A 22,459-nucleotide genomic window follows, 5' to 3' on the forward strand; every position below is an offset into this window, starting at 1 on the left:
GTATTCGCGCGATTGATCCACGCTTGCTCAATACAATTTCTGGTCGATGGCAATCGCCAAACCTAGACCCGCGCGAGATTTGCTGGCATTCTCCTGATGGGGAACAGGGCTTGGACAAATCTCGACACAACAACCGCTCGGATCAGTGGCGGAAGCGCAGCGCCACGTGGCGACCACGTGGTCGACTTAAAACGCGCGTGCCGCTGCGCCTGGTCTTTGTGACCGTGGCGGCCACTGCCGCCCTGGCCACGCAAGCCGCAATGCAGCATAGCGACCGAATTCCGGACATCAGAGTCTCGAACTGGTTAGGATCGAAGCCTGAGCCGATCGCAGGCGTCGCATCCGTAATCGATGGCGATACGATCGAGATCCACGGCCAGCGGATCCGCTTCAACGGCGTCGACGCTCCAGAGAGCAAGCAATACTGCAGTGATGCCAAGGGATTCGACTATCCGTGCGGGCGCCGGTCAGCCGAGGCTCTGGTTGCCTTCCTGGCAGCCTCAAGGCCGGTACTATGCTCATTCGTGACCTGGGACCGATATCACCGCTTTGTCGGAGATTGCCAGCGCGCGGACGGCGTCAGTGTGGCCGCGTGGATGGTCGAGCACGGTCAGGCTTTGGATTGGCCCCGCTACAGCCGCGGCGAATATTCGGCACAGCAGGCAAAGGCGAAGGCGGCGAAATTGGGCGTGTGGGCTGGAGCCTTCCAGGAGCCTTGGGAATGGCGCGCAGAGCATGTGGATAGCGCTCCTTCGTCCAAGCCCTTGGGAATCATCAACCGCCGACAGGTCGCACAACGTGGTTATTCATGCGAACCGCGGCGGTACTGCTCTCAAATCAGCTCGTGCGAAGAGGCTCGCTGGTATCTCGAGAACTGCTTGTGGGGCGGCAAACTAGACCGGGACAAGGATGGCATCCCTTGCGAGGGCCTATGCTAACAAGACCAGCCCACCGGCTGCAAATCTTTGCGGCTGGTTTCCGGTCGCCTCTTAGGTTGCAGGCAGCCCGCGATGCAGAGAAAGAAGGTATGGGCCTCGAGCGATGGTGAGCCCCGCCCAACTATAAGCCAATTAGCATCACTTTCGATGTGCATTTCAGCCAAAACGTTGCCCGGCTGCGGGACCTGCAAGAGGATTTGACTGGCTACAGGCTGGCACTTGGCCAGCCAGAGCCGAGCTTGTTCGAGGACATGGTTAAGCATTTCGAGTTGCATCCAGGCGAAGCACGAGAGTTGGCAATCAATCTTTCAGCGCCGGATACTGGAGACTGACCCCTGTTTCGTTCATTTTGTCGCGGCTCAGTCGGCCGCTCTGACGGCGACGCCCACTATCCGCTATACGCGGCCAACCTTCTGACGTGGGTCGAGGTGAACGACTTCTCCAGCTTCGCCCCGTGGCCTTCCGCCCTGGAAGCTGTAGACAAACTGAAGTTGGCGGGTGTCTGCCCCCTTTTTCGCCGTGACCATCTTTTTAGGGCGTAGTTGGTCAAGGGGCGCTGCCATCGGTAGTCTGGGCTTGATCCCGGAGAATAACTCTGAGACGGGCGCTAGCTGAATGCGCGGGAACGACCCATGGGCAGTCTGAACAAAGCCTGCTGAAGCCGCCTCCACGCGCATCGGGCCGGTTGGATCGCCTAGCGATACAAGCACACCCATCTCCGCTTTCTCGCGCTCGATCACTGCCCGAAGGTCCCGCACTGCCTGGACCCCAATCGTCTCGCCTCCCTTCACGGATGTAATGATCCGGCCCACTCCTCTTGGGCCGTTGAGGAAGAAGATCTCCCCGTCGATCCCCTTGTCGGCGCCCTTCTTCCGTTCGCGGTATTGCTGCACGCCGAATAGCCAATTTGCCCACCACTGGAACTGATACTTGTCGCGCCGGGCAAGATCGTGAGCTGCGTCTACATCGCGAGGACGGCCCTCTACCGCGACTTTAAGAGCAGGAAACTCTTCTGCGATCCTCTCCTCAATGACCGTGATGGCGTGATGGGTTATGTCGATCCCAACCCAATTCCGAGCCAGCTTCTCGGCCGCGTGGACGGTGGTCCCGCACCCACAGAAAGGATCAAGCACGACATCGCCTTCGTTCGACGCGGCCAGGATAAGTCGTTCTAAGAGCGGAAGCGGCTTCTGTGTCGGATAGCCGAGTCTCTCACGGGCCTGCGAATTAATCGGGTGGATGTCAGTCCACACGTCGCCAATCGCGACACCAGAACTGGCGTCGAGATACCGCTTCTCGCGCGGCACACTGCCCTGCCGGTTTTGGACGACGCGCCCTTCGGCGACCATGCGTTCCATTCGGTCACGCGAGTAGCGCCAGAACCGAGAGACGCCCATGACTTCGTAGTACGGATTGCCTTTGGCAGCGCCTCCTGGACCGGTCATGTCCCACAATCCGTACCGACGCCCGTCCGCGTCGACGTATGGATACTTGGCATAAACGTAGTCGTCGGCCAGGGGAGCGAACACTGGTTGGAATGTCGAACCAGGCGTCTTGCGGAAGAAAAGGATGGTGTCGTGCACGCGGGGGAAGCGCTTGGCTCCCTGTGAATGATCGCTCTTAGAACTGGTGCGCTTCCAGATGAGCTCGTTCGTGAAGCTCTGAAATCCAAAGATCGCGTCAAGCAAGGTTTTCAAGTAGTGGCTCGCAGTTGGATCGCAGTGCAAATACATTGAACCAGTAGGCTTCAGCGCCCGGTGCAATTCGATCAGCCTAACTGACATCATGGCCAAGTAGGCCATCAAGTCATTCTCACCCATCGAGGATCGAAGAGCGCCCAAAATGCGAGCAGCCCCACCACCGGCGTTAATGACATCGGCATACGCAGATTCCGCCGACTCCCCCCACCGCCACGAGTCTTGAAAGGCTTCGAGCTGAGCGTTTGGGCCTATTCCCGCCGGCGATCTAAAGAGGATGTTGTATTGGGCTTTCGAATTAAAGGGAGGGTCTAGGTAGACGAGGTCCACGCTTTCATCCGCGACATGGTCGCGCAGAATTCCGAGATTATCGCCGAAATAAAGCTTGCCCATCGCCTGCCCACCAGCGGGAGGTGTTTAGCTAAATATTCACAAGATAACGTTAACGGCGGAAAATTTATATGGAGATCGCGGAAGGGACCACAACGATATTGTGGCGCGTCTGACCTCAGTCTCCTCAATAATGTACAGAATGCGTTGGGGGTCGCTATGTGCTGATCGGTGGAACGACGGCGATAAGCATGTATAGAGGTTGTAGGCAACGTTCATAACGAGTCGTGGCGGCCAACTGAAGCGAGGGGGAATCAGAGTGAAAGAAATACTGCAAGAAGTTGTAACGCTCCAGGCAAGGTACAGCGCGAGTAAGACGCCCGATATGGAAAGACGCGGTATTCTGATCCGTAGGACGCTCCCGGCGGAGTTGTCGTCCCGTGGTGCGGCGCTCACGGCGGCACTCGGGAAGTACGGTACGGATGCCAGATCGGAGGGCAAAGACAATCAAGGCCAGATGTCTCGCATACCGTGGGTGCGTTGGTTTTCTGAATCTCGGTCCCCTTCAGCTACCAGTGGCTGGTACGTCGTCTATCTTTTCCATCCTGACGGATCAGGTGTGTCTCTTTGTCTTAGTCACGGTTCGACTCAGATCGTTGGAACTGGTTTCGTAAATCGTAGCGACGCCGAAGTTGCTGAGCTTATGAGTTGGGCGGCCAGCGTCCTTGGTGCGGAGTTCGAGTCGGATCCTGGCGTGCGCCTCGGTATAGATCTTGGCACGTTTGATCTTGCCCGCGGCTATGAGAGAACGACAGTCGCCTCCAAGTTTTATCCGAACGAACGCATTCCGACCGAGGATGTTCTGTTCAGTGACTTGGTGCGCTTTATGGGGCCATTGGCCAAGCTATACGAGGCGCAAGAGTCTGGAGTGGTCCCCGGCAGCATCAGCAGTGAAATGCTGGGACTTTACGATGACGTTGAGAAGTTAGCCTCGCCGGTCAAGGAGCGTCCTAAGGGTCAAGGGCGCATGACTGCTCCAATGCGAAAGCTTGTCGAACTGCACGCGATGCAAATTGCAGAGCGATGGCTGAGAGACCAGGGATTCACATACAAGAACGTGTCGGCCACTGACAGTTGCGATTTCCGCGGACAACGCGGTGGCGAAGATTGGATCATAGAAGTGAAAGGGACCACAGGAGGATTGACCAGCGTCCTCCTAACCCGAAACGAAGTCGCACTTCACAGAATCAGTTATCCGCGCAATGCTCTGTTGGTGGTTCATGGGATAAGACTGTTAGAGGGAGAGATCAACCCGAAAGGGGAGAGCTTATAGTGTACTCGCCTTGGCTGGTCGAGGATGACCGCCTAAGCGCACTCGCTTTCGAGTACCGACTCCCTTGAGTTGCCGTTGAGTTTGCGCGATTGCTGAAACACCCACAGCCTACTCCGGATGGTGACCATGCCATTTGGGCGTCGGTGAGTCTGCTCAATCGTAATGCCTACAAAGGCACGGAAAATAAGGCCTGTAGACTGAAATGTCAGCAAATACGCCTGGAGTGGACGGCAATGTCATTATAACCGCCGGCTCCAGACTGTTCTACGGAGACGTAGCCTGACCGCCATAGCACTTCTCCGTCTATGGCGGATGCATCCAATTCCTATGTCGGGTCGGGCTCGTCGCCCAATTCAAGCAGTAGGTCGTGCACGCTCTGTATCTCGGGTGCGAGATCATCCATTGAGATCAGGCTCTCTTTGGGAAGTCGTACAATCCTTGGGCATCGAACCCTTGGCAGCTTCTCGCGGCGACTCTCGGACGTTTCAAAATCGCAACTGAGATCGGCCAATTCGACCCGTGCCTCTTCGAAATCATCCGTCGAATATGCGTGATGAATGATGGAAAGCAGGATCGTGATCGTGTGATCATCCAACCTGTCCCTTCTCGGAAACGGAAACTGGAAAATTGGCGTCTCATCCTTCACCATATAAAACTCTAGACCGATTGCCGCCGTTCTCTTTAGGCCAAGAGGCAGATTTCGCGGCGGATGATCGTAGGCAAGATACCGGAGCGGACGAACCAGGTCGAAAAGCGTTAGAGCCGCATCAACATTGATCCCCTCGTCCACGCCATTGCAGGCAATCCGTATGTGCTTTTCCAACGACTTACGATCTACAGGCGGGGAAAGGTCGAGACCGCGGTTCACTCCATAGATTGAAGGTATCGCGTTGCGGAAGTGGCGATAGCTGGGAAACTTTCCTCCGCTAACGGCGCGATAGAGATACTTTCGAAGCCATTCTTTGCGGTGAGGCGGGGAAACTGTGACAGCTTGCGCAAGATCGATAAACTGAATGCGATTGAGAAGGCCCACGGCCTTGCGCTTCATTTTCCCCAATTAACACCTCTAGGCGGCCTTTAGACCTTCAAAATAAGTGGAAATCAGATCGTTTTTGATTCGCATCCCGACGTTAACATGGGATTTGGCGCTCTCTATAGTCCGCGACCAAGGCGTACCCGGTTGATGAGTGATATCCACAAGGGCAAAGCTGGGAATTTCCAAATACTTGTAAAGGTGCCGTTCTATGGTCGCTACAGCTGCGTTATCCACTAACTTTGGAAATGGCGACGTGAGACGCTTTACCGGATCCAGCTTCTGAGCCAGTTCAGTGATTGGCTGGTCTCCGAACCCCTTGAAGGCATCATATACAGACCGCTGTACTGGACCAAAATCCCACGCCTCGAATTCGGATTTGATAAGAGGTTGGCCATGTTCCAGGAGATGATGACCATGCAAAAAATAGAGGATTTTTTGCATGTCGATCTGCGTGACCTCCAACTGTTCCGCCCATGCGCGGTGAAGTATTTCGTTGGCGATCAGCCGCGCGTCAAACATGTGTGCCGCCTATTTTCCAGCCTCAACAGGGTACAAACCGGGGTTTAAGGTGACCTTAACAGTAAGGCAACGTCCGGGAAGCCTCGAAGTTCATTGCCCCGCCTGCCGCGCGAGCTCCGAACTCCTGCGAGCGCCTATGAGGACGAAACCGGCTATGCCGCATAGCCGCCCTCGCGATCGACTAGTCCTCGGCGTCGGTCGCTGCGTTTTGCTGACATTCGGGCAGCCTCGATCACCACTACGATGGACATGGGATCAAAGATTTGGTGGTGATAAGCCCTGAGGGATCAATATCATCGACGGATTACGGTGAGTTCAGGGTTGCTTGGGCGCCTATTTATGCTCATGGATGAAATGTCTTGGGATATTGGTGCGATGGGGGGAATTAGATGGATAGTGCTCAAGCCAAAATCTTCGCTGACAGCTTGCTGGGAAGCACTGTAGGAGGATGGACAATAGACGCCACCTTCGGCAACGGAAAATCCGCGGTTGTCCTTTCTGCAGAGAGGGACGGGGTCAAAGGGGCGTTAAAAGTCTTTCATCCTGAACTCATCGAGAGATACGGGCGAGATGTCCAACTCGCAAGGATTGATCGTGAAAAGAGCCTCATTGGTCAAAGCCATCCGCACCTCGTCACTATACTGGACGGTGGCGCCTGCTCAGCCACTGGGCACCTTTTTGTGGTGATGGAGCGACTCCCTTACAAAAATCTCCATGACGCGCGTTCAGCGATCCCACCGGAAAAATACGGAACGCTGATTTCACAAGTTGCCTCCGCCGCGCGCTTTCTCGAAGATCTCGGGCTCGCGCACAGAGACATCAAACCCGAGAACATTGCCGTCACTGACGATTCAGAAAGGGCCATCCTCCTAGACCTCGGAGTGCTCCTGCCAGTGGGCCTGTCGAACTTAACTGACGCCTTCCAACGACCTTTCATTGGGACTCTTCGATACAGCTCGCCTGAATTCCTTGATCGCAAAGAGCAAGACACCACAGAGGGATGGCGGGCCGTCACGTTCTATCAAATGGGAGCGGTCCTTCACGATCTCATAATGCAGAAGCCGCTCTTCGAGGACGCCTCCGAACCGTTCTCGATCCTGGTGGATGCAGTTCATCACACAAATCCGCCGATCAGTGGTGGCGATTCAAATCTGATGCACTTGGCACGTCGGGCGCTCGTCAAGGACCCGATCACCCGACTAGATCTCGTCAAGTGGAGCGATTTTGAGAACGCGGCCGCGCCACCTGCCGCCTCATTGGAAGATCGCAGGAAAAGGATACTCGAACGTCAAATGCTGTCTCGAGTCACCAATGCCGCACCGGACCTGGCCCAAGTCGAAGTTCGACGGTTGTTTCTACAACGGATGGATCAGTTCAGCAGGCGGCTTGATACAAGACTGGCTTCCGTTTTGGCGGAGCTAGATTGCTTTCCCCTCAGGAGCTGCTCAATCGAGCCCGGCCCTGACGACACTCGCAACCTGCTACTCCAATTCAGCAGGGACGATAGCATGGGAATGCCATTCGCCCTCACGCTTCTCCTAACTGTGAGCGAGATTGACTATAATGAGGGTTCACCCCAGTACATGATCGCGTGCTCCGCGGCGCTCTCCGCAAAAAGCCTCGACATCTCTGATCTCCCATCGGCAGAAGCTATCTTCAAGGGGTCGGAGGAAGACCTTTATGGCAGCTCGCTGCTGCAGACGATGCTAACGGATGTGCTGGTCGCCTACTATGACATGGTGGAGACATGTCCGATCGATGACGGCGCCCTGCGCACCCTTACTTTTGCAGGAGTAAAACCATGAAGAGCGCATGGTGGAAGGATGAAGGGGACCTTGTCGCCGAACAGGTCGCCATCTTGGATATTCCTCCTGAGAAAAGCATCTTGATCAAGGGTCCGCCGGGTTCGGGCAAAACGAACTTGCTGCTCCTGCGAGCGAACTATCTAGCTCTGGGAGACCATCCGAACTTGCAGGTGGTAGTTTTCGGCTCGCTTTTGAAGAGTTTTATTCGGATAGGCGGAGTCCAGTACAAGTTCCCTGCCGACAGGGTCACCACCCATGCCCGGCTTTTCGATGGCATTCTCCGAGAAAACGGCGTTGGTATCGATACGAAAAGCATGGACTTGGAAGCGGCGCGAGAGGCAAGGGCGAAAGGTGTGGAAGCGCTTATTAAATCCGGAAAGATCGGAAAGCTTTTTGACGCCTTGCTGCTGGACGAGGCCCAGGATTACACCGTTCGGGAAATCAAGATTTTCGCACACGTAGCCACCATTCTGGTAGCCGCCGCTGATGAATTCCAGAAGGTGTTCAACGGAGAAGATTGCTTGCCAGCGCTAGAATCTGCCATCGAAATCAAGCACCCGCTAGCTTATCATTTTCGAAATGGCAGGGACATTTGCCGTATTGCCGATGAAATATTGAAAGGTTACCCAGACCACGTCCCACTCTTGAAAAATTCACAATACGATGAGAAGGCGTACCCTGTGAAAATTTCGATCAAGGATGGGCTTTCCATTGAGCAGCAGGCAGAGGCCATCGCGGCTCAGGTCCAAGATCAGCTCGTCGCCTATCCCGAAGAGACTATCGGCATCATCTGCCCACGCAATGAAGAGGTAGCTGCCATCGCCAAAGCTCTCAGCCATCTCGGGCTCGACGACTCGATAACGATCTGCAAGGAAGCCGAGTTTAATCCCGAGGCACCGGTCTGGTTGTCAACCATGTCTGCCGCCAAGGGGCTGGAGTTTCGATGCGTCCATATCGCCGGACTCGATCACCTGAGCAAGATGGGTGGCGTTCAAAAGCGCTTGGCGTATACCGCTGTGACACGAGCGAAAACGGCACTAAGTTTTTACTACGAGAATAGCATCCCGGCATATCTTGCCGGTGCACTGAATGTGGTTTCGCCATCCACAAAGGCGATTACGAGAAGCCGAATCTTCGGTAAGGAGTGAAGACATGTGGATGGCGTCACTCGGGAAACGTGAATTTCTAGAAACAATTGCGGGGGGCCCATCCGCAGAGACGATAATAGCGGCCAGCGAATTCTCAAGCAAACGTACCCTGCATGGGCTGCAGGGGAGAATCGCGACCTTTTGGCGAGATCAGCCGGAAGACCATCACTCATTCCCAATCCTTGCCGTGGTTGAAAAATCGCAAATTCGGGATTTGTTGGCAGCGCTCAATGCTAGTCCCAAGGCGCTTTCGCCCTTCACGGCTTTCTGTCGCATCATGGACTATGGCCAGGCAGAAGCTTACCTGAACCGAATGGGCTCTCCTCGGTCTGACGCTTTGGTCGATGCGGTCGGACTGTTGTCATTGGTGGAAGTCCAACTGCTTTCGGAAGGACAAATCAAGGCGCGCCAGGTTAGCCCGGCCGCTGCCAGGCGAACTTTGAGTTTCGTGTGGGGGCGAGGAGTTGCGTCCGGTCTGTCGCTGATGGAGCTGGAAGAACTGACGAGCCGGTGGCTCGAGGCGTATAGCCTTTGCAACTCGCTGAATGCCAGTGAAAGCAATACGCCATCCGTTCACTACGCTTTGCCGGTGCTGACGACTGTCTGCGGGCTGATTGAGAACGAACTGCCATTTAGACCCATCGAGCGATTGATTGCTGCCATCATCAATTCCGACGGACAGGCCAAGGACTCTGCGTGGCGTGAGGCTTCCGACGACTTCGCCTTGAACATTTCCCTCCAGAGCATTGAGAGCGCCTCGCGTGAGGAGCGAGGTGCCTACCTGCAGCGCATGTTTAGGGGGGAGCACCGCCCGGGGAGTTCGGAACAGGGAGCCGCTCAGGGGTTCCTGGCAACGCAAGTTGCCCCCGGTTCACTGGAGCATCTGGACATTGTTCTAAGCCAGGGCGGTCCAGAGGCAGCCTTCTGGTACGTGTTGTTTGCCGCGTTACAAAAACCGCACGCTATACTGAACGCTTTCGGAGGGCTCGGTCGGCGCATTGCGCGCGACGTGCGCGATTGCGAGACACTTGATCAGTCGCCACGAGCTGACATGGGTCTCGACGAGCTTCGCTTGCTTGCACGGGCGAACGCAGACGGCCTGGTGTCCAAGGTTGGGCACTCCAACGAGATCGAGATCGAGCTTCTCCCTGGGATTAGCGCGACATTCCGGTTCGGCCGATCGGCAGCAGTTAAGGCTGGCTCGATCGAACAGCGCGCGTTTCGCATGTGGAACGATCAACTTGCATCTGACTTGCGTCGAATTTATTCCTTGGTCGAAAAGACGTTGACTGAAGTCGAAGACGCAGCGGAGCCGGGCATCGACCCAAAAACGAAAAGGACCCGTAGGGCTCGATACTAAGGGGTCATCGCGATGATACTTCGAAATTGTGGCGGCGCTAACGGAAGGGCAGCATTAGGATTTTGCGGGAGCGCCTGATTGACTAGAATGAGGCGCAAAGCTGTTTCGGTTGATCGCTCAGATGACCGACAGGCTTGGCGTCCGACAAGAGTGTTGTCGCTTTCAAGAACGCCTGGCAAACGGCCAAGGAAACATAACGGAGTCCTTCAAACTGAAAGCTCGCTCTGCCGCGAGGCCTGGCGGATTACAGCGAATCACTTCCGGACCGCGCTAGCTGTGGCTGCCGTTAAGGAAATTTCGCCGATATTGACGTGACGCATCAGCTAGACGGGCGGCTGCCCTGTGCTTGACGATTGGCGGACTCGAAAGATCGCAGAAAATCATCCGCGGTGCCGACACATTCAGCAAGATCGAACCGCTCGCGCAGGATATCATCCATCGGGTCTTGAGCAATCGATACGTAGAGCCCGGGTCCGCTACCGCGCTCGACCAGCACCCGCCTCGCATTCTCGTCCCGGAGTGAGTGACCGACGACGATCACTGGTCGATCTCCGATTGTTTCGGCGATCCCATTCCAATAGGCACCGTCGAGACGAGCCCGGGCGGCGTCCTCTTCGGTAATCACCAAGGTCGAGGGACTGACGACGGACCCGTCAACCTGAAAGATCGTGACTTGGTCACCTCCTCCGCGAATCTCCCCGTTTGACGATCGCACAGTGTAGGGCACGCCCCGGGCCAGGCATGCTCGTTCGAAGAGATCATCATAATTGGTAGTCACGATGTGACGGAAGCTTGAGACCGCTGCAAGGTGACCAGCTGTCGGCACCACCCCTTGAGCCATGTTGAATGCCTCGACGACCGTCCTCTCCAGCTCCGCGCGGCCGAGTCGGCGCTCGAGGGCAGTCGCCACGTCCGCGAAACGGTGCCTCGCGAGGATCCGCTCTCCATCGACGCCGAGCGACAAGCGCCCACCGAAAAGTTCGATCATGACATTTGCTGTCGGCAGGCCAGCGGAGACTGACACACCCGCGCCAGCGAAGAGAACCGGATCGCAGCCAATAAACCCGGGAGGTATCGGTATCTTGCCAAAGGTGAGTGCGGTGGTTCGAACTGAGCTCCGGATACCAGTGACCCGCCTCTGGGCCATGTCCCTGAGAATTGAACGATGGAAGAGGTCGAGCAAGGCGTCTCCCACTTTGCGCTCAAGTTCGTCAATCCATTCGAACTCCTGCCTAAAGCGCCCAGCCTCCCAATCTCCGACCTCGCGGCGAAAAGCGTCGCGCGCTATCGCGTCGTCAGTATTATTGGGGGATCCGTACCGAAGCTGCTTGAAAAATGGCAGGATCGGGAGCCCTCTCGAGTTCGCGTAGAGGGCCTCCATATGCGTGACCGACCGCTTTTCGCCGCCCCCCGGACCAGTCGCTGGGATCCATCCATAGCTGTCTCCGCTCAGCAGGATGAATAGATGAGACGAGTCAATCCCCGCGCGGATAGTGTCCCAGCTGGAGCTACCATCAGGATGCATATCTTCCGCGTTTACGGGTTCGAGGTTGAGCGAGCGGAGCCTTGCAGCCACTGCCCGCCGAGCATCGCCGAGATCGTTCATTGTACTGCTAATGAAAACCCGCAGCCTGCTGGACATCGGTACTCCCTCACGACGAACGCCCTATCCCGCCGGTGATGAAAAATTCGTCAAGTCGTTAGTACGTCCCTTCCAAGCGAGATCGCAAGGAACGCGTGCTCCAATAACGAATCCAGCGAACGACCCGCCGTTAAGCTGACTGTCTCGGGACTACTGATGGATTGGATCTGCGTCTGTTCTTACCTTACTTGATGGCCGTTACCACAACCTCGGTCCTTACCGGCCTGCTCGGCCAATAGACAGTACCGGACCCGCCCATCACGATGTGCGTCATCGCCCGTTTTTGATGACATCTGCAGACACAACTTCAGCGGTCAATCGGATCGGCAGCCGTGTGCGCTCGATCGTGTTCGTCTGAGATCGCGTAAAATTTCTTAGTTTTGAAAGCAGATCGAAGCCCCAACTGCTTAATTGCGCTTTTTCAAACAGCTAGCCGTCCAAACACATTCCACTGGACTTCGTTGCGCACGCAAGCATTGCTATAGCCAACGACGCGGCGGTTATCGCCTCGCCAAGACCAAGGTCTCTCCAGCCCGCTAGGCGGGCTCAAGTCAGTACAGGCGCCGGATTGGCCGGCAACTGCAAACTGAAGGAGAAAGACAATGGCAACCCTGGGCACCGATCAAGGCAATGGATCGCTTCAGATCCCACCGGAGCCGCATGAGCACATCTGGGATGCGCCGCCTTCCGTGGCCAAGCCGGCGAAGAAGCCGAAGTTCTCCAAGAAGAAAGCTCGTGATGCAAAGGGCGCTGTCGAGCCGGCACCGGCAGAGCCAACGAAGGCTGCGGCGCGCAACGAGAGCAAGCAGAGCAAGTCGGATCTGGTGCTGAAGAAGCTGCGCTTGGTCAAAGGAGCCACCATCGAGATGTTGATGGAGACCACCGATTGGCAGGCGCACTCGGTGCGGGGCTTCTTGTCTGCGGTCGTCAAGAAGAAGCTTGGCCTCAACTTGGTGTGTGATGTAGGCAAGGACGGCGTTCGCCGCTATCGCATCGATGACGGCGCGAAGAGCGCCTGAGCGTCATGCGCGCCAAGCTCGACATCGAAGCAGAGGTCGCCGCCTTCAGCGACCTCTCCCGCGAAGAACTCGCAGCCCAATGGGAGAAGATCTACAGATGCTCACCACCAAAGGGTGTCAGGCGTGAGCTTCTGACCAGAGCAGCCGCCTGGCATCTTCAGGCAAAGCGTCTCGGCGGATTTTCCACCGAGACGCGCCGCTTGCTCAAGTCCGCCATAGAAAGGGTCGAGAAGAAGATCGCCGACCGCGACAGCCAAGCTAACGTCGTCGTCGACGACATCAAGGTGACGATCGCTCCAAAGCGCAAACACGTTTTGCCCGGTGCCAGGTTGGTTCGTGACTGGAACGGCAAGACCCACATCGTCGATGTGATCGAAGATGGCTTCGTCTTCGAGGCCAAGGTCTATCCGTCGCTGTCGTCGATCGCGCGCAAGATCACCGGCGCGCATTGGTCCGGTCCGAGGTTCTTTGGCCTATGAGCAGCAACTCAACACCTCGGCTGCGCTGCGCGGTCTATACTCGCAAATCGAGCGAGGAAGGCCTCGACCAGGAATTCAACTCACTCGACGCTCAGCGCGAGGCCTGCGTGGCGTTTATCGCCTCACAGATTGGACTGGGCTGGAAGCTTGTCCCTGATCGCTATGACGATGGCGGCATCTCTGGTGGAACTATGGAGCGCCCTGCCCTGCAGCGGCTGCTTCAGGACATCCGCGACAGGAACGTGGACGTCGTGGTCGTCTACAAGATCGACCGTCTCACCCGCTCGCTGATGGACTTCTCGAAGATCGTGGAGATCTTCGATGCTAGCTCGGTGTCATTCGTCTCCGTCACCCAGCAGTTTAACACCACCACATCGATGGGCAGGCTGACACTGAACGTACTTTTGTCCTTCGCACAGTTCGAGCGCGAGGTCACAGCCGAGCGCATCCGCGACAAGATCGCCGCATCCAAGAAGAAGGGCATGTGGATGGGTGGTGCTGTGCCGCTCGGCTACCGCGCGGAGCACCGCAAGCTTGTCATCGACGACGCCGAGGCGAAGATCGTCCGACATCTCTTCGATCGCTATCTCGTACTGAAGTCAGTGCGTGACCTCGCTGACGAGGCCGCGCGGGACGGCCTCGTGACTCGAACCCGCGAACGTCAAGATGGGACCATTGCTGTCACGATGCCATTCGGCCGCGGCAATCTTTATCACCTGCTCTCGAACCCCATCTACATCGGCAAGATCAAGCACAAGGATCAGGTCCATGACGGCGAGCACGAGCCGATCATTCCAGGTACAGTGTTCGAAGAGGCACAGGCGCTTTTGGCCTCTCAGGCACCACGCCGGAGGAGCACATCGAACGTCACCCAGCAGCATCTTCTCACCGGGCTGCTCTTCGACGAACTCGGTGAGAAGCTCCGATCGGTGCACGCCAACAAGCGCGGCGTCCGCTATCGCTATTATGTCTCAAAACAGTTCGTTGATCAGCGACGAGGCAACTCCGATGGATGGCGTCTTCCCACCGATGCAGTTGAATCAGTCGTTGAGCTTCAGCTGAATCGTATTCTCAACGATCGCAGCCAAATCGCTGATTTGATTCAGAGATGGGGAAGCCCAGCCGAAATCCCAAACGCGGAGCGTCGAGCGACTGAGATCAAGGCTGCCTGGAACTTCAAGACTGCTGACGCCATGCGATCGCTGCTGCAGAAAATTGTCCGCCGCATCGCCCTTGGTCAGAAGGTGTTGACCATCGACATTGATTGCCGGGCGCTTGCCGAACATCTGCTTGATAGAGCCTTGTCATCCGATGGCGGTGCCGAGAGCCTGTCGATCATATGCCCATTCGACATCAAGCGACGCGGTGTCGAGATGCGCATCGTCCTAGGCGATGCCTCGTCCAACAGCGCTGAGCCGGACGCAGCGTTGATCGACGTGGTCCATCGCTCTCAACTGTACCTCCATCAAATAACCAATGGATCTGGCCGGGCCCTGACAGAGATTGCTAACTTGAACGCGACCACCGTCTCCGAGGTGAGCAGGCTTCTGCCGCTAGCGTTCCTATCGCCGAAGATCATCTCCAGGATCATCGCCGGCAAGCAGCCGATCGAACTTACGGCCCATCGGCTGTCGCGCCTCTCGGGTCTTCCCCTCGCGTGGGCCGATCAGGCTACCCTCCTCGGCCTCTGATTTAACCATCAGCCGAGCATCGCTCTTCCAAACAGTTGGCTACGGAAATGGGCCCGCAGAGACGGGGCCCCGAATTCGGGTCGTTCTGGGCCGGGAAGGTGGCGTCTCCGCCAATCGATGCCGCGAAGGCGTCGCTAACCCGCGGAAATGTCGGCACTATTCTGAGACGGACAAAAACGCGCAGAAACTAGCAGACTGTATGGTGGGCCCGGAGGGACTCGAACCCCCAACCAAGCGGTTATGAGCCGCCGGCTCTAACCATTGAGCTACAGGCCCCACGCGGGCTGGCTTAGTGTTTTTCGCCGCCCGGCACAAGGCTTTCGAAAGCGCTGGCGGCAAATGCCAAAATCAGCTCATATTCGCTTCGTACAGCGGCGTGCGCGCCCATCAGGCGCGTGAACTGGTCCGGACTGCCCGCAACCCCCGGAATCGATGCTTTTTCGAGCCGGGCAGACGTGGCGGGATACCGGATCGCAGATTTCGAGGAGTTTTCATGACCAGATATCTTTTGCCTGTCGCGCTCGCTGCCGCGATCGCGTTTCCGGCGCTGGCAAGCGCCGCCGACACGCAGCCGCCTCCGCGCATTGTCGTCTCGGGCGAAGGCGAAGCGACTGTCGCGCCGGACATGGCGATCCTGACGCTCAGCGTCATGCGTGAGGCAAAGACCGCGCGCGCCGCGCTCGATGCCAACAATGATGCCATGGCGGCCGTGATCGCGGCGATGAAATCGGCCGGCATTGCCGATCGCGACCTGCAGACAGCCGGCATCCAGATCAATCCGCGCTACAATTACACCAACAAGGCGGACGGCAGCCAGGAAGCCGAGCTCGTTGCCTACCAGGTGACGAACACACTGTCGGTGCGCGTGCGCGACGTCGACAAGACCGGCGACATCCTCGACAAGGCGGTGTCGCTCGGGGTCAACCAGGGCGGCGGCATCGCCTTCACCAACGATGATCCGAAGGCCACCATCACCGAGGCGCGCAAGAAGGCGGTTGCCGACGCGCTCGCCAAGGCCAAGACGCTCGCCGCGGCCGCCGGCGTCAACCTTGGCAAGGTGATCGAGATCACCGACCAGAACGTCGCGCCGGCGCCGATGCCGCTAAACGCCAAGGCTTTCGATGCCGCCCGCGCCGCCGTGCCGGTGCAGGCCGGCGAGAATTCCTACACCGTCCAGGTGACCGTCACGTTCGAGCTGAAATAGCCCGCCCGCTTCTGCTAATCGGACAAAACTAAACCCCGGAGGACGATCCTCCGGGGTTTATCTGAGCCGCGCTTCAGCACTGGCCGAAGGGGCTCCACTACTCACAGGTGACCCTCAGCGAGTCCCTTCTACCGGCCTCGCAGAAGGTCAGTTGGTCCTGCAGAGGATCATGCCAAGCCGGTCCTCGCAGGCTCCAGAAAAGCCTCAGCGATAGATGATCGGGCAGCCACGCTCGTTGGCGAAGACCACCACCACGCGGTCGCCATACTGACGGCCGGCCACCTTCACCGTTCGCCGGCTGATGTCGACGATGCGAACGCGGTGCAGGCCCATACGCTCGGCCTTGTCGAGCGCGCGGTCCGGCGAACAGCCGCGGCGGCGCCAGTCGCGATCGCGGCGGTAATAGCCATCATCGCCGGTGTAGACGCCGAAGCGCGGATCGTGATTGTTGCCGAAGCCGAGATAGAGGCTGTCCGCATGCGCCGCCGGGATGGCGCCGAGCGTGCCAAGCCCGACAAGGGCCGAAAGGGCTGCCGTCTTGATCTGGTTGAACATTGTCTCTCTCCTTGTTGTGGGCCTCTCGCCCTTGAACGGATGATTGGCGAACCAATGATTACAAAATGCCTTTTTGTGTCTGAACTTTGTGCGAACCGGCCGTTCATGTCCGGTTCATGTGGAAGAAAGGCAAAACCCCTCACCCGAATGCACTTCCAAATCTGACGCGGGGAACGCGTCACCGCGGCCCCAGTTCCCTCGAGGTTCAGATGCGACCCCGTCAGGGTTCGTCATCGTCATCAAGATGCGAACCCGTCAGGGTTCGTCATCAAGCACATAATCAAAATAGTCGTCCGGCTCGGCCAGATCCGTTTCCTTGGCCTTCACCCGGCCGCGGATCGAAATCCCGGCCTCATGCACGGTCTCGGCGCTTCCCGAAACCAGCTTGTGCCACCAATAGAGGTCGTGTCCCTCGGCGATGAGCCGGTAGGCGCAGGTCTTGGGCAGCCAGGTGATGGTGCGCACATTCTGCGGTGTCAGCCCGACGCAATCAGGCACGCGCGCCAACCGGTTGGCATAATCCGAGCACAGGCATTTTTCGGCGTCGAACAGCCGGCAGCCGACGCTCGTCCAATAGATTTCGCCGGTATCCTCGTCCTCGAGCTTGGACAGGCAGCATTTGCCGCAGCCGTCACAAAGTGATTCCCATTCGGCCGGCGTCATGGCCTCGAGAGTCTTGGTTTTCCAAAATGGCGCATTCATGCGGCTGGATTTGGCCCTCAGGGACCTGTCGGTCAAGCACTGCTGTCACAGTGACCCAGTATCAACATTAGAAAAACACGAAATTGCCTTCAAAAGGCCGGCCGGGCATCCTTGGCTGACAACAATGCCCGGCGGAACCAATTGATGCTGTTGAAAGTTTGGGCAGGGATGGGACCCCAGTAGGAGAAAATCGATATGAAACGCCAACCACGGATTCTGGCAGGTACGGCAATCGGCCTGCTAATGGCATCCGCGCCGTTGGGCGCGTATCCGCTGCAGGCCGATCTCGGCCCTTCGCGGGGGACGCCGTTTATCCTAGCGCAGTCGAACTGCGCCGAAGGCCAATCGGCTGAGGAATGTGCGCAAGGCCAGCAGGGGCAAGCCGAGCAGCCGAGGAAAAAGAAGCGCGAGCAGCAGACGGAATCGGCGCCGGCCGAACAGTCCGCCGAGCCCGAGCAGAAGCCGCGCCGGAAGCGTCAGGACCAGCAGCAGTCCGGCCAGGCGGAAGAGGCGGCCCCGGCGGAGCAGCAGCTCAAACCGCGCAAGAAACGCGATCAACAGCAGCAGATCGAGGCAGCCCCTGCCGATCAGGGCGGACAGGCTGCGACCGACGAGCAGCAGCCGCGCAAGAAGAAGCGCCAGCAGCAGACCGAAACCGCACCGGCCGAGCAGCCGGCCGAACAGGCCGCGCCGGCGAGCGACGAACAGCAGCCGCGCAGGAAGAAGCGCCAGCAGCAGCAAACCGAAACGGCGCCGGCAGAGCAGCCCGCCGAACAGACGGCGCCGGCGAGCGACGAACAGCAGCCGCGCATGAAGAAGCGCCAGCAGCAGCAAACCGAGACCGCACCGGCCGAGCAGCCTGCCGAACAGGCGGCGCCCGCCAACGACAACACGCCGCAGGACAAGCTGCGCAGGAAGAAGCGGGATCAGCAGCAAACCGAGACCGCCCCGGCCGAGCAGGCGCCGAAGACCGAAGCCCCTGCCGGCGAAGCGCAGCAGGCCGAGCCGATGCAGAACAATCAGCAAGCAGCACCGGCAGAAGGCGAACAGCCTCTGGACAAGACCAAGCGTAGAAAGACGGTCGGCGAGCAGCCCGGCACCGGTCAGGCGGTGACGGGAGAGCAACCTTCGACCAAGCAGCCCTCCAGCGAAGGCCAGGCAACCACCCAGCCCGCTACCGGTGAGCAGCCGGCTGAAGGCGGCGCGAACGCCGGCGCTGCCGCACAGGGCGAAGCCCCTGCCAACGCGAACGAGACTCCCATTCTCGACAGCCAGAAGGATGTCGTTCGCAAGCGCAAGGGCCGCCAGCCGGCCGGCCAGAACGAGAACGGACAGGCCGGTGTCGAGCAAGGCGGCAACCAGGCTGGACAGCAGGGCGGCAATCAGGCCGAGCAGCGGCCTGCCGCGGTCGATCAGGGGCCGCCGCCCACCGACGACAAGGCGGCCCAGCAGGCGATCAAGCCTGAGAAGCTTGTTCCGGTCACCGAGGAAAAGGGCAAGCGGATCGAGCTTACGCCCGAGCAGGTGGTCCGCGAGCGCCGCCGGCCCCAGGGCGCGGATGTGGTGAAGCAGTTCGGCGACCGCGTGATCCTCCAGTTCAACAACCAGACTTTCGTGGAAAGCAACGAGGCTCCTCGCATCACCCGTGGCGCCAGGGACGTCTATTACGAGGATCTGCCGCGCGGCCGCACCCGCGAGACCGTCGAGCGCGAGAATGGCGTCAAGATCGTCACCATCCGCAACCGCAATGGCGACATTGTCCAGCGTTCGCGCATCACGCCTGACGGGCGCGAATATGTGCTGAGCTATGTCGACGAGCGCTATTACCAGGATGTCGACGACTGGCGCGATCCAGGCGACGACCTGCCGCCGATGCGTCTCGACATATCGCGTCGGGACTACATCCTGGATTCGGAAGAAGTCGAGGATCCGGACGAGTATTACACCTTCCTCGAGCAGCCGCCGGTGGAGAGGGTGCAGCGTCTCTACTCGATCGACGAGGTCAAGCGCTCGGCCCGCGTGCGCGACATCGCCCGGCGTATCGACCTCGACACGCTCAACTTCGATTTCGGCTCGGCGACTCTTTCCGACACCGAAGTGCAGAAGCTCGAAGGCGTGGCCACCGCCATGGACAAACTTCTCAAGAAGAACCCGGCCGAGACCTTCCTGATCGAGGGCCACACCGACGCCGTCGGTACGCCTGACGCGAACCTCGCACTGTCGGATCGGCGTGCCGAGGCGGTCGCCGAAGCGTTGACCAACGCTTTCGGCGTCCCGGCCGAGAACCTCACGACACAGGGCTATGGCGAGGAATATCTCAAGGTGAATACGTCTAGCCCGAATCGCGAGAACCGTCGTGTCGCCATCCGCCGCATCACCTCGCTGGTGGCGCCTGTGGCGAGCAACGAGCAATGACTTCAAGGTCCTGAGCCGATTTTCGGAATCAGCGCGACAAGATTGGGCCCGTCCGGATCCGGACGGGCCCTTTCTCTTGAAATTCAAGAAGAATTGTCCCGCTCATCCCGCCGTGCTCATTGAATCGCCGCATTGCGGCACCCAGATTCCAGTCAGGGCGTTCCCTGCCCTGTCCCGACTCCAGCGGGACACATGAGCCCCGCCGGCGCCCCTCTCCGGCGGGGCTTTATCTTGAAAATAAGTCCACCTGCCGGAAATACGGTGGAACCCCACAGAGCAATTCCAGGAGAATGCGCAGCGGTTTTCGGAATTGCGTAGATCAGGGCGAAACCGCCCCGGAACATCTCAGGAAGCGTTTCGAACTCGCGTCGAATCCGTCGAAAGGCAGGAAGGGCGCCGCGGAATGAGGCGGCCGCGGGCTTTCAGTAGATCCTTCTGACCTTCGTCGGCGAGTTGGCGAACACCTCGTCAGGCACGAAAAAATCGCCGGCAAGCTGATCCGCCGCGCCTGGCGCATAGGCCGAAAAGTCCGTGACGCCCTCTGCCCGCAGCACCTCTTCGTCGATGTAGAAATTGCCGGTCGCCTCGCGCGCCGGCCGCAGAAAGATCGCGCGCGCGGCATCGGCCATGATGTCGGGCGAGCGGCTCATCGCAGCCACCGTGGCGCCACCCAGGAGATTGCGCACGGCGGCCGTGTCGATGGTCGAGAACGGCCATAGCGAATTGACGGCGATGCCGTCTTTGGCGAACTCGGCGCTCATGCCGAGCGTGCACATGGACATGCCGAACTTGGCCATCGTGTAGGCGACGTGGTTCTTGAACCACTTGGCCTTCATGTCGAGCGGCGGCGCCAGATTCAGGATGTGAGGATTCTTTGCCAACTTCAGGTGTGGAATGCACATTTTGGACACCAGGAACGTGCCGCGCGTGTTGATCTGGTGCATCAGATCGTAGCGCCTCATGTCGGTCTCCAGCGTGCCGGTAAGCTGGATGGCGCTGGCATTGTTGACGCAGATGTCGATGCCGCCGAACCGCTCGACGGTCTTTGCCACCGCCTCGCCGACCTGAGCCTCGTCGCGGATGTCGCAAAGCACCGGCAGCGCCTTGCCGCCGGCCTGCTCGATCTCTTCGGCCGCGCTGTAGATCGTGCCCGGCAGCTTCGGATGCGGCTCGGCGGTTTTGGCCGCAATCGTTATATTGGCGCCGTCGCGCGCCGCGCGCAGCGCGATCGCCAACCCAATCCCGCGCGATCCGCCCGAGATGAACAGCGTCTTTCCCTTGAGCGACATGTCTCGGCTCCCTCTGCAACAGGGAGGCAACTTGCGCGGCGGGCAGCCGTGGCGCAAGGCCAAAGGCACCGGACCGAGGTTACGCAGCGTCGTGCTGAAAGGGTCTAGACCAGCACCAGCCCTTGCCGCATCGCGATGGCGATCGCATCGGTGCGGTTGGCGGCGCCGAGCTTGATCAGGATCGCGGCGACGTGGAATTTCGCCGTGTGGACGGAGATGTTGAGCCGACGGGCGATCACCTTGTTGGGCGCGCCTTCCGCCAGCAGTGCGAGCACTTCAGCCTCGCGCGGCGACAACGCCGCGCGGGGCTGGTTGTCGTCGGGCGTCTCGTCCTCGGACACCCCCGCGTGGAACTCGCCATGTGCACCAAGATCTGACGGTCCTGCCCGGCCGATGCGATAGCCGGTCGCCGCCAAGCGCAAGGCGGCGGCAATCAGCAGGCCGTCGGCGGACGCCGGCAGCGTCGCAAACACATTGCCGCCCGGCCTTTCATGGCCGGCGCGGCGCGACAGCAGCACACATGGCGTTGCCGGGCTCACGGCCCGGCTTTCCGAAGCAGCCTCATCGACCAAGGCGACATCCGCCGTTTGACCCATGCCGCTCCCGGCGAGGATCGGCAGCAGGTCCTCGCTCGCCGCAAGCGCATCGACCAGTTGCTCGGCTCGCGCCGCGTCGCCGAGCGCGATCAGCACCGTCAGCCGGTTGCTTGCCGGCTCCAGTCGAGCAATCGTTTGTATCGCGCTGCTTGCCATCGGCCCTCTCAGCTCAACGGCTTTTCGCCGATGGTGATCGAAACATCGCGCTCAGCGCCGCCACTCAAGATACCGAGCGTCACGGTGGTGCCGGCGCTGTCCGGCCCGAGCTTGCGGATAAGCTCGCGCGGCCCATGCACGGCCTCGCCATTCCAGGTGACGATGATGTCGCCCACATGCAGGCCGGCGGCTTTCGCCGGGCCGCTGTCGTCGAGGCTCATCACCATGGCGCCGTGGGTGTCGCTGTTGCGGATCGGGTGCAGCCCGGCACCGAGATAGCCGCGCGCGACATGTCCCTTCTGGCGCAGCGTCGCGACCGCCCGCTCGATCGTCTCGTAAGGCATGACCAGCGCCCGCCGGCGCGGCCCGAACAAGAGCATGCCGATCAGGCCGCCCTTGGCATCGAGCACCGGACCGCCCTCGAAGCGGCCGCCGGTGTTGATGGCCAGATTGATGCGGCGGTCGATCGCGCCGCCGCGCATCGAGCGCCAGGCGGACCCGACCTCGCCGACCGTGCCAAAGACCGCAAGTGCTGCCCCTTCGCT

General features: G+C 59.1%; 20 protein-coding genes and 1 tRNA gene. 10 read left to right on the plus strand and 11 right to left on the minus strand.

The window, feature by feature from the left end; genetic code table 11:
* Positions 1-197: 197 nt before the first annotated feature.
* A complete protein-coding gene (locus tag EOA32_RS01625; protein ID WP_128370667.1) occupies positions 198-938 on the plus strand; it encodes a thermonuclease family protein in 741 nt (246 codons plus the stop codon).
* 395 nt (positions 939-1,333) lie between these two features.
* On the opposite strand, the gene EOA32_RS01630 is transcribed toward EOA32_RS01625, so the two are convergent.
* Positions 1,334-3,028 carry a DNA methyltransferase gene (locus EOA32_RS01630; RefSeq protein ID WP_128370652.1) on the minus strand — a complete coding sequence of 565 codons (1,695 nt, stop codon included), beginning with the start codon at positions 3,026-3,028 and terminating at the stop codon, positions 1,334-1,336.
* Positions 3,029-3,284: 256 nt separating this feature from the next.
* Here EOA32_RS01630 and EOA32_RS01635 point away from each other — a divergent pair, with 256 nt between their 5' ends.
* Positions 3,285-4,298, plus strand: a complete 1,014-nt coding sequence (locus EOA32_RS01635; protein ID WP_189406812.1) for a DUF3578 domain-containing protein — start codon at positions 3,285-3,287, stop codon at positions 4,296-4,298.
* 325 nt (positions 4,299-4,623) lie between these two features.
* Here EOA32_RS01635 and EOA32_RS01640 read toward each other — a convergent pair whose 3' ends face one another.
* Together EOA32_RS01640 and EOA32_RS01645 are read right to left on the minus strand one after the other, a co-directional pair.
* Positions 4,624-5,346, minus strand: a complete 723-nt coding sequence (locus EOA32_RS01640; protein WP_128370653.1) for a hypothetical protein — start codon at positions 5,344-5,346, stop codon at positions 4,624-4,626.
* Between the two features lie 18 nt (positions 5,347-5,364).
* Positions 5,365-5,853, minus strand: a complete 489-nt coding sequence (locus EOA32_RS01645; RefSeq protein WP_128370654.1) for a type II toxin-antitoxin system antitoxin SocA domain-containing protein — start codon at positions 5,851-5,853, stop codon at positions 5,365-5,367.
* Between the two features lie 389 nt (positions 5,854-6,242).
* On the opposite strand from EOA32_RS01645, the gene EOA32_RS01650 reads away from it, so the two are divergent.
* From EOA32_RS01650 to EOA32_RS01660, 3 genes are read left to right on the plus strand one after another with little or no spacing between them, the layout of a single operon-like run.
* Complete coding sequence (locus EOA32_RS01650; protein WP_128370655.1) at positions 6,243-7,658, plus strand: protein kinase; 1,416 nt, start codon at positions 6,243-6,245, stop codon at positions 7,656-7,658.
* Positions 7,655-8,806 (plus strand): ATP-binding domain-containing protein, encoded by a 1,152-nt coding sequence (locus EOA32_RS01655; protein ID WP_128370656.1) that lies wholly within the window; start codon positions 7,655-7,657, stop codon positions 8,804-8,806. Before EOA32_RS01650 ends, EOA32_RS01655 begins: the two co-directional genes overlap by 4 nt.
* A 4-nt stretch (positions 8,807-8,810) precedes the next feature.
* Positions 8,811-10,166, plus strand: coding sequence for a hypothetical protein (locus EOA32_RS01660; RefSeq protein WP_128370657.1), 1,356 nt, complete (start codon positions 8,811-8,813; stop codon positions 10,164-10,166).
* A 319-nt stretch (positions 10,167-10,485) separates the two neighbouring features.
* Here the strand turns inward: EOA32_RS01660 and EOA32_RS01665 are convergent, their stop codons facing one another.
* The gene (locus EOA32_RS01665) at positions 10,486-11,808 is read right to left on the minus strand and encodes a DUF4062 domain-containing protein (protein ID WP_128370658.1); all 1,323 of its coding nucleotides are present in this window, start codon (positions 11,806-11,808) and stop codon (positions 10,486-10,488) included.
* 689 nt (positions 11,809-12,497) lie between these two features.
* On the opposite strand from EOA32_RS01665, the gene EOA32_RS01670 reads away from it, so the two are divergent.
* From EOA32_RS01670 to EOA32_RS01680, 3 genes are read left to right on the plus strand one after another with little or no spacing between them, the layout of a single operon-like run.
* On the plus strand, positions 12,498-12,827 hold the full coding sequence (locus EOA32_RS01670) for a DUF3489 domain-containing protein (RefSeq protein ID WP_245499115.1): 330 nt from the start codon (positions 12,498-12,500) through the stop codon (positions 12,825-12,827).
* A 5-nt stretch (positions 12,828-12,832) separates the two neighbouring features.
* Positions 12,833-13,306: a DUF2924 domain-containing protein gene (locus EOA32_RS01675; RefSeq protein WP_128370660.1), complete on the plus strand. Its 474-nt coding sequence runs from the start codon at positions 12,833-12,835 to the stop codon at positions 13,304-13,306.
* Positions 13,303-14,997 (plus strand): recombinase family protein, encoded by a 1,695-nt coding sequence (locus EOA32_RS01680; protein ID WP_128370661.1) that lies wholly within the window; start codon positions 13,303-13,305, stop codon positions 14,995-14,997. The genes EOA32_RS01675 and EOA32_RS01680 overlap by 4 nt, the downstream gene beginning before the upstream one ends.
* Positions 14,998-15,197: 200 nt before the next feature.
* Here EOA32_RS01680 and EOA32_RS01685 read toward each other — a convergent pair.
* A tRNA-Ile gene (locus tag EOA32_RS01685) sits at positions 15,198-15,273 on the minus strand.
* Between the two features lie 217 nt (positions 15,274-15,490).
* Between EOA32_RS01685 and EOA32_RS01690 the strand changes: the two genes are divergently transcribed.
* Complete coding sequence (locus tag EOA32_RS01690; RefSeq protein ID WP_095779688.1) at positions 15,491-16,201, plus strand: SIMPL domain-containing protein; 711 nt, start codon at positions 15,491-15,493, stop codon at positions 16,199-16,201.
* Positions 16,202-16,405: 204 nt separating this feature from the next.
* Here the strand turns inward: EOA32_RS01690 and EOA32_RS01695 are convergent, their stop codons facing one another.
* The 3 genes from EOA32_RS01695 to EOA32_RS39575 all read right to left on the minus strand — a co-directional run bounded on the left by EOA32_RS01695 (position 16,406) and on the right by EOA32_RS39575 (position 18,292).
* Entirely contained in the window at positions 16,406-16,756 is a 351-nt protein-coding gene (locus EOA32_RS01695; protein ID WP_095779689.1) for a hypothetical protein, read from the minus strand.
* Between the two features lie 255 nt (positions 16,757-17,011).
* Complete coding sequence (locus EOA32_RS01700; protein ID WP_066994651.1) at positions 17,012-17,458, minus strand: YcgN family cysteine cluster protein; 447 nt, start codon at positions 17,456-17,458, stop codon at positions 17,012-17,014.
* A 315-nt stretch (positions 17,459-17,773) separates the two neighbouring features.
* Positions 17,774-18,292, minus strand: coding sequence for a hypothetical protein (locus tag EOA32_RS39575; protein WP_245499116.1), 519 nt, complete (start codon positions 18,290-18,292; stop codon positions 17,774-17,776).
* Here EOA32_RS39575 and EOA32_RS01705 point away from each other — a divergent pair.
* Positions 18,269-19,873 (plus strand): OmpA family protein, encoded by a 1,605-nt coding sequence (locus tag EOA32_RS01705; protein ID WP_245499117.1) that lies wholly within the window; start codon positions 18,269-18,271, stop codon positions 19,871-19,873. The two genes, EOA32_RS39575 and EOA32_RS01705, sit on opposite strands and share 24 nt — an antisense overlap.
* A 422-nt stretch (positions 19,874-20,295) precedes the next feature.
* Here EOA32_RS01705 and EOA32_RS01710 read toward each other — a convergent pair whose 3' ends face one another.
* The 3 genes from EOA32_RS01710 to EOA32_RS01720 form a co-directional block, all read right to left on the minus strand.
* Positions 20,296-21,162 (minus strand): NAD(P)-dependent oxidoreductase, encoded by an 867-nt coding sequence (locus EOA32_RS01710; RefSeq protein WP_128370663.1) that lies wholly within the window; start codon positions 21,160-21,162, stop codon positions 20,296-20,298.
* Positions 21,163-21,266: 104 nt separating this feature from the next.
* Positions 21,267-21,914, minus strand: a complete 648-nt coding sequence (locus EOA32_RS01715; RefSeq protein WP_095781350.1) for a helix-turn-helix transcriptional regulator — start codon at positions 21,912-21,914, stop codon at positions 21,267-21,269.
* Between the two features lie 8 nt (positions 21,915-21,922).
* Positions 21,923-22,459: S1C family serine protease (locus EOA32_RS01720; RefSeq protein ID WP_145971267.1), on the minus strand; the 537-nt coding region annotated here is incomplete at its 5' end.

This window comes from Mesorhizobium sp. M1A.F.Ca.ET.072.01.1.1 (assembly GCF_004023325.1).
In the GTDB taxonomy this organism is placed as follows: Bacteria; Pseudomonadota; Alphaproteobacteria; order Rhizobiales; family Rhizobiaceae; genus Mesorhizobium.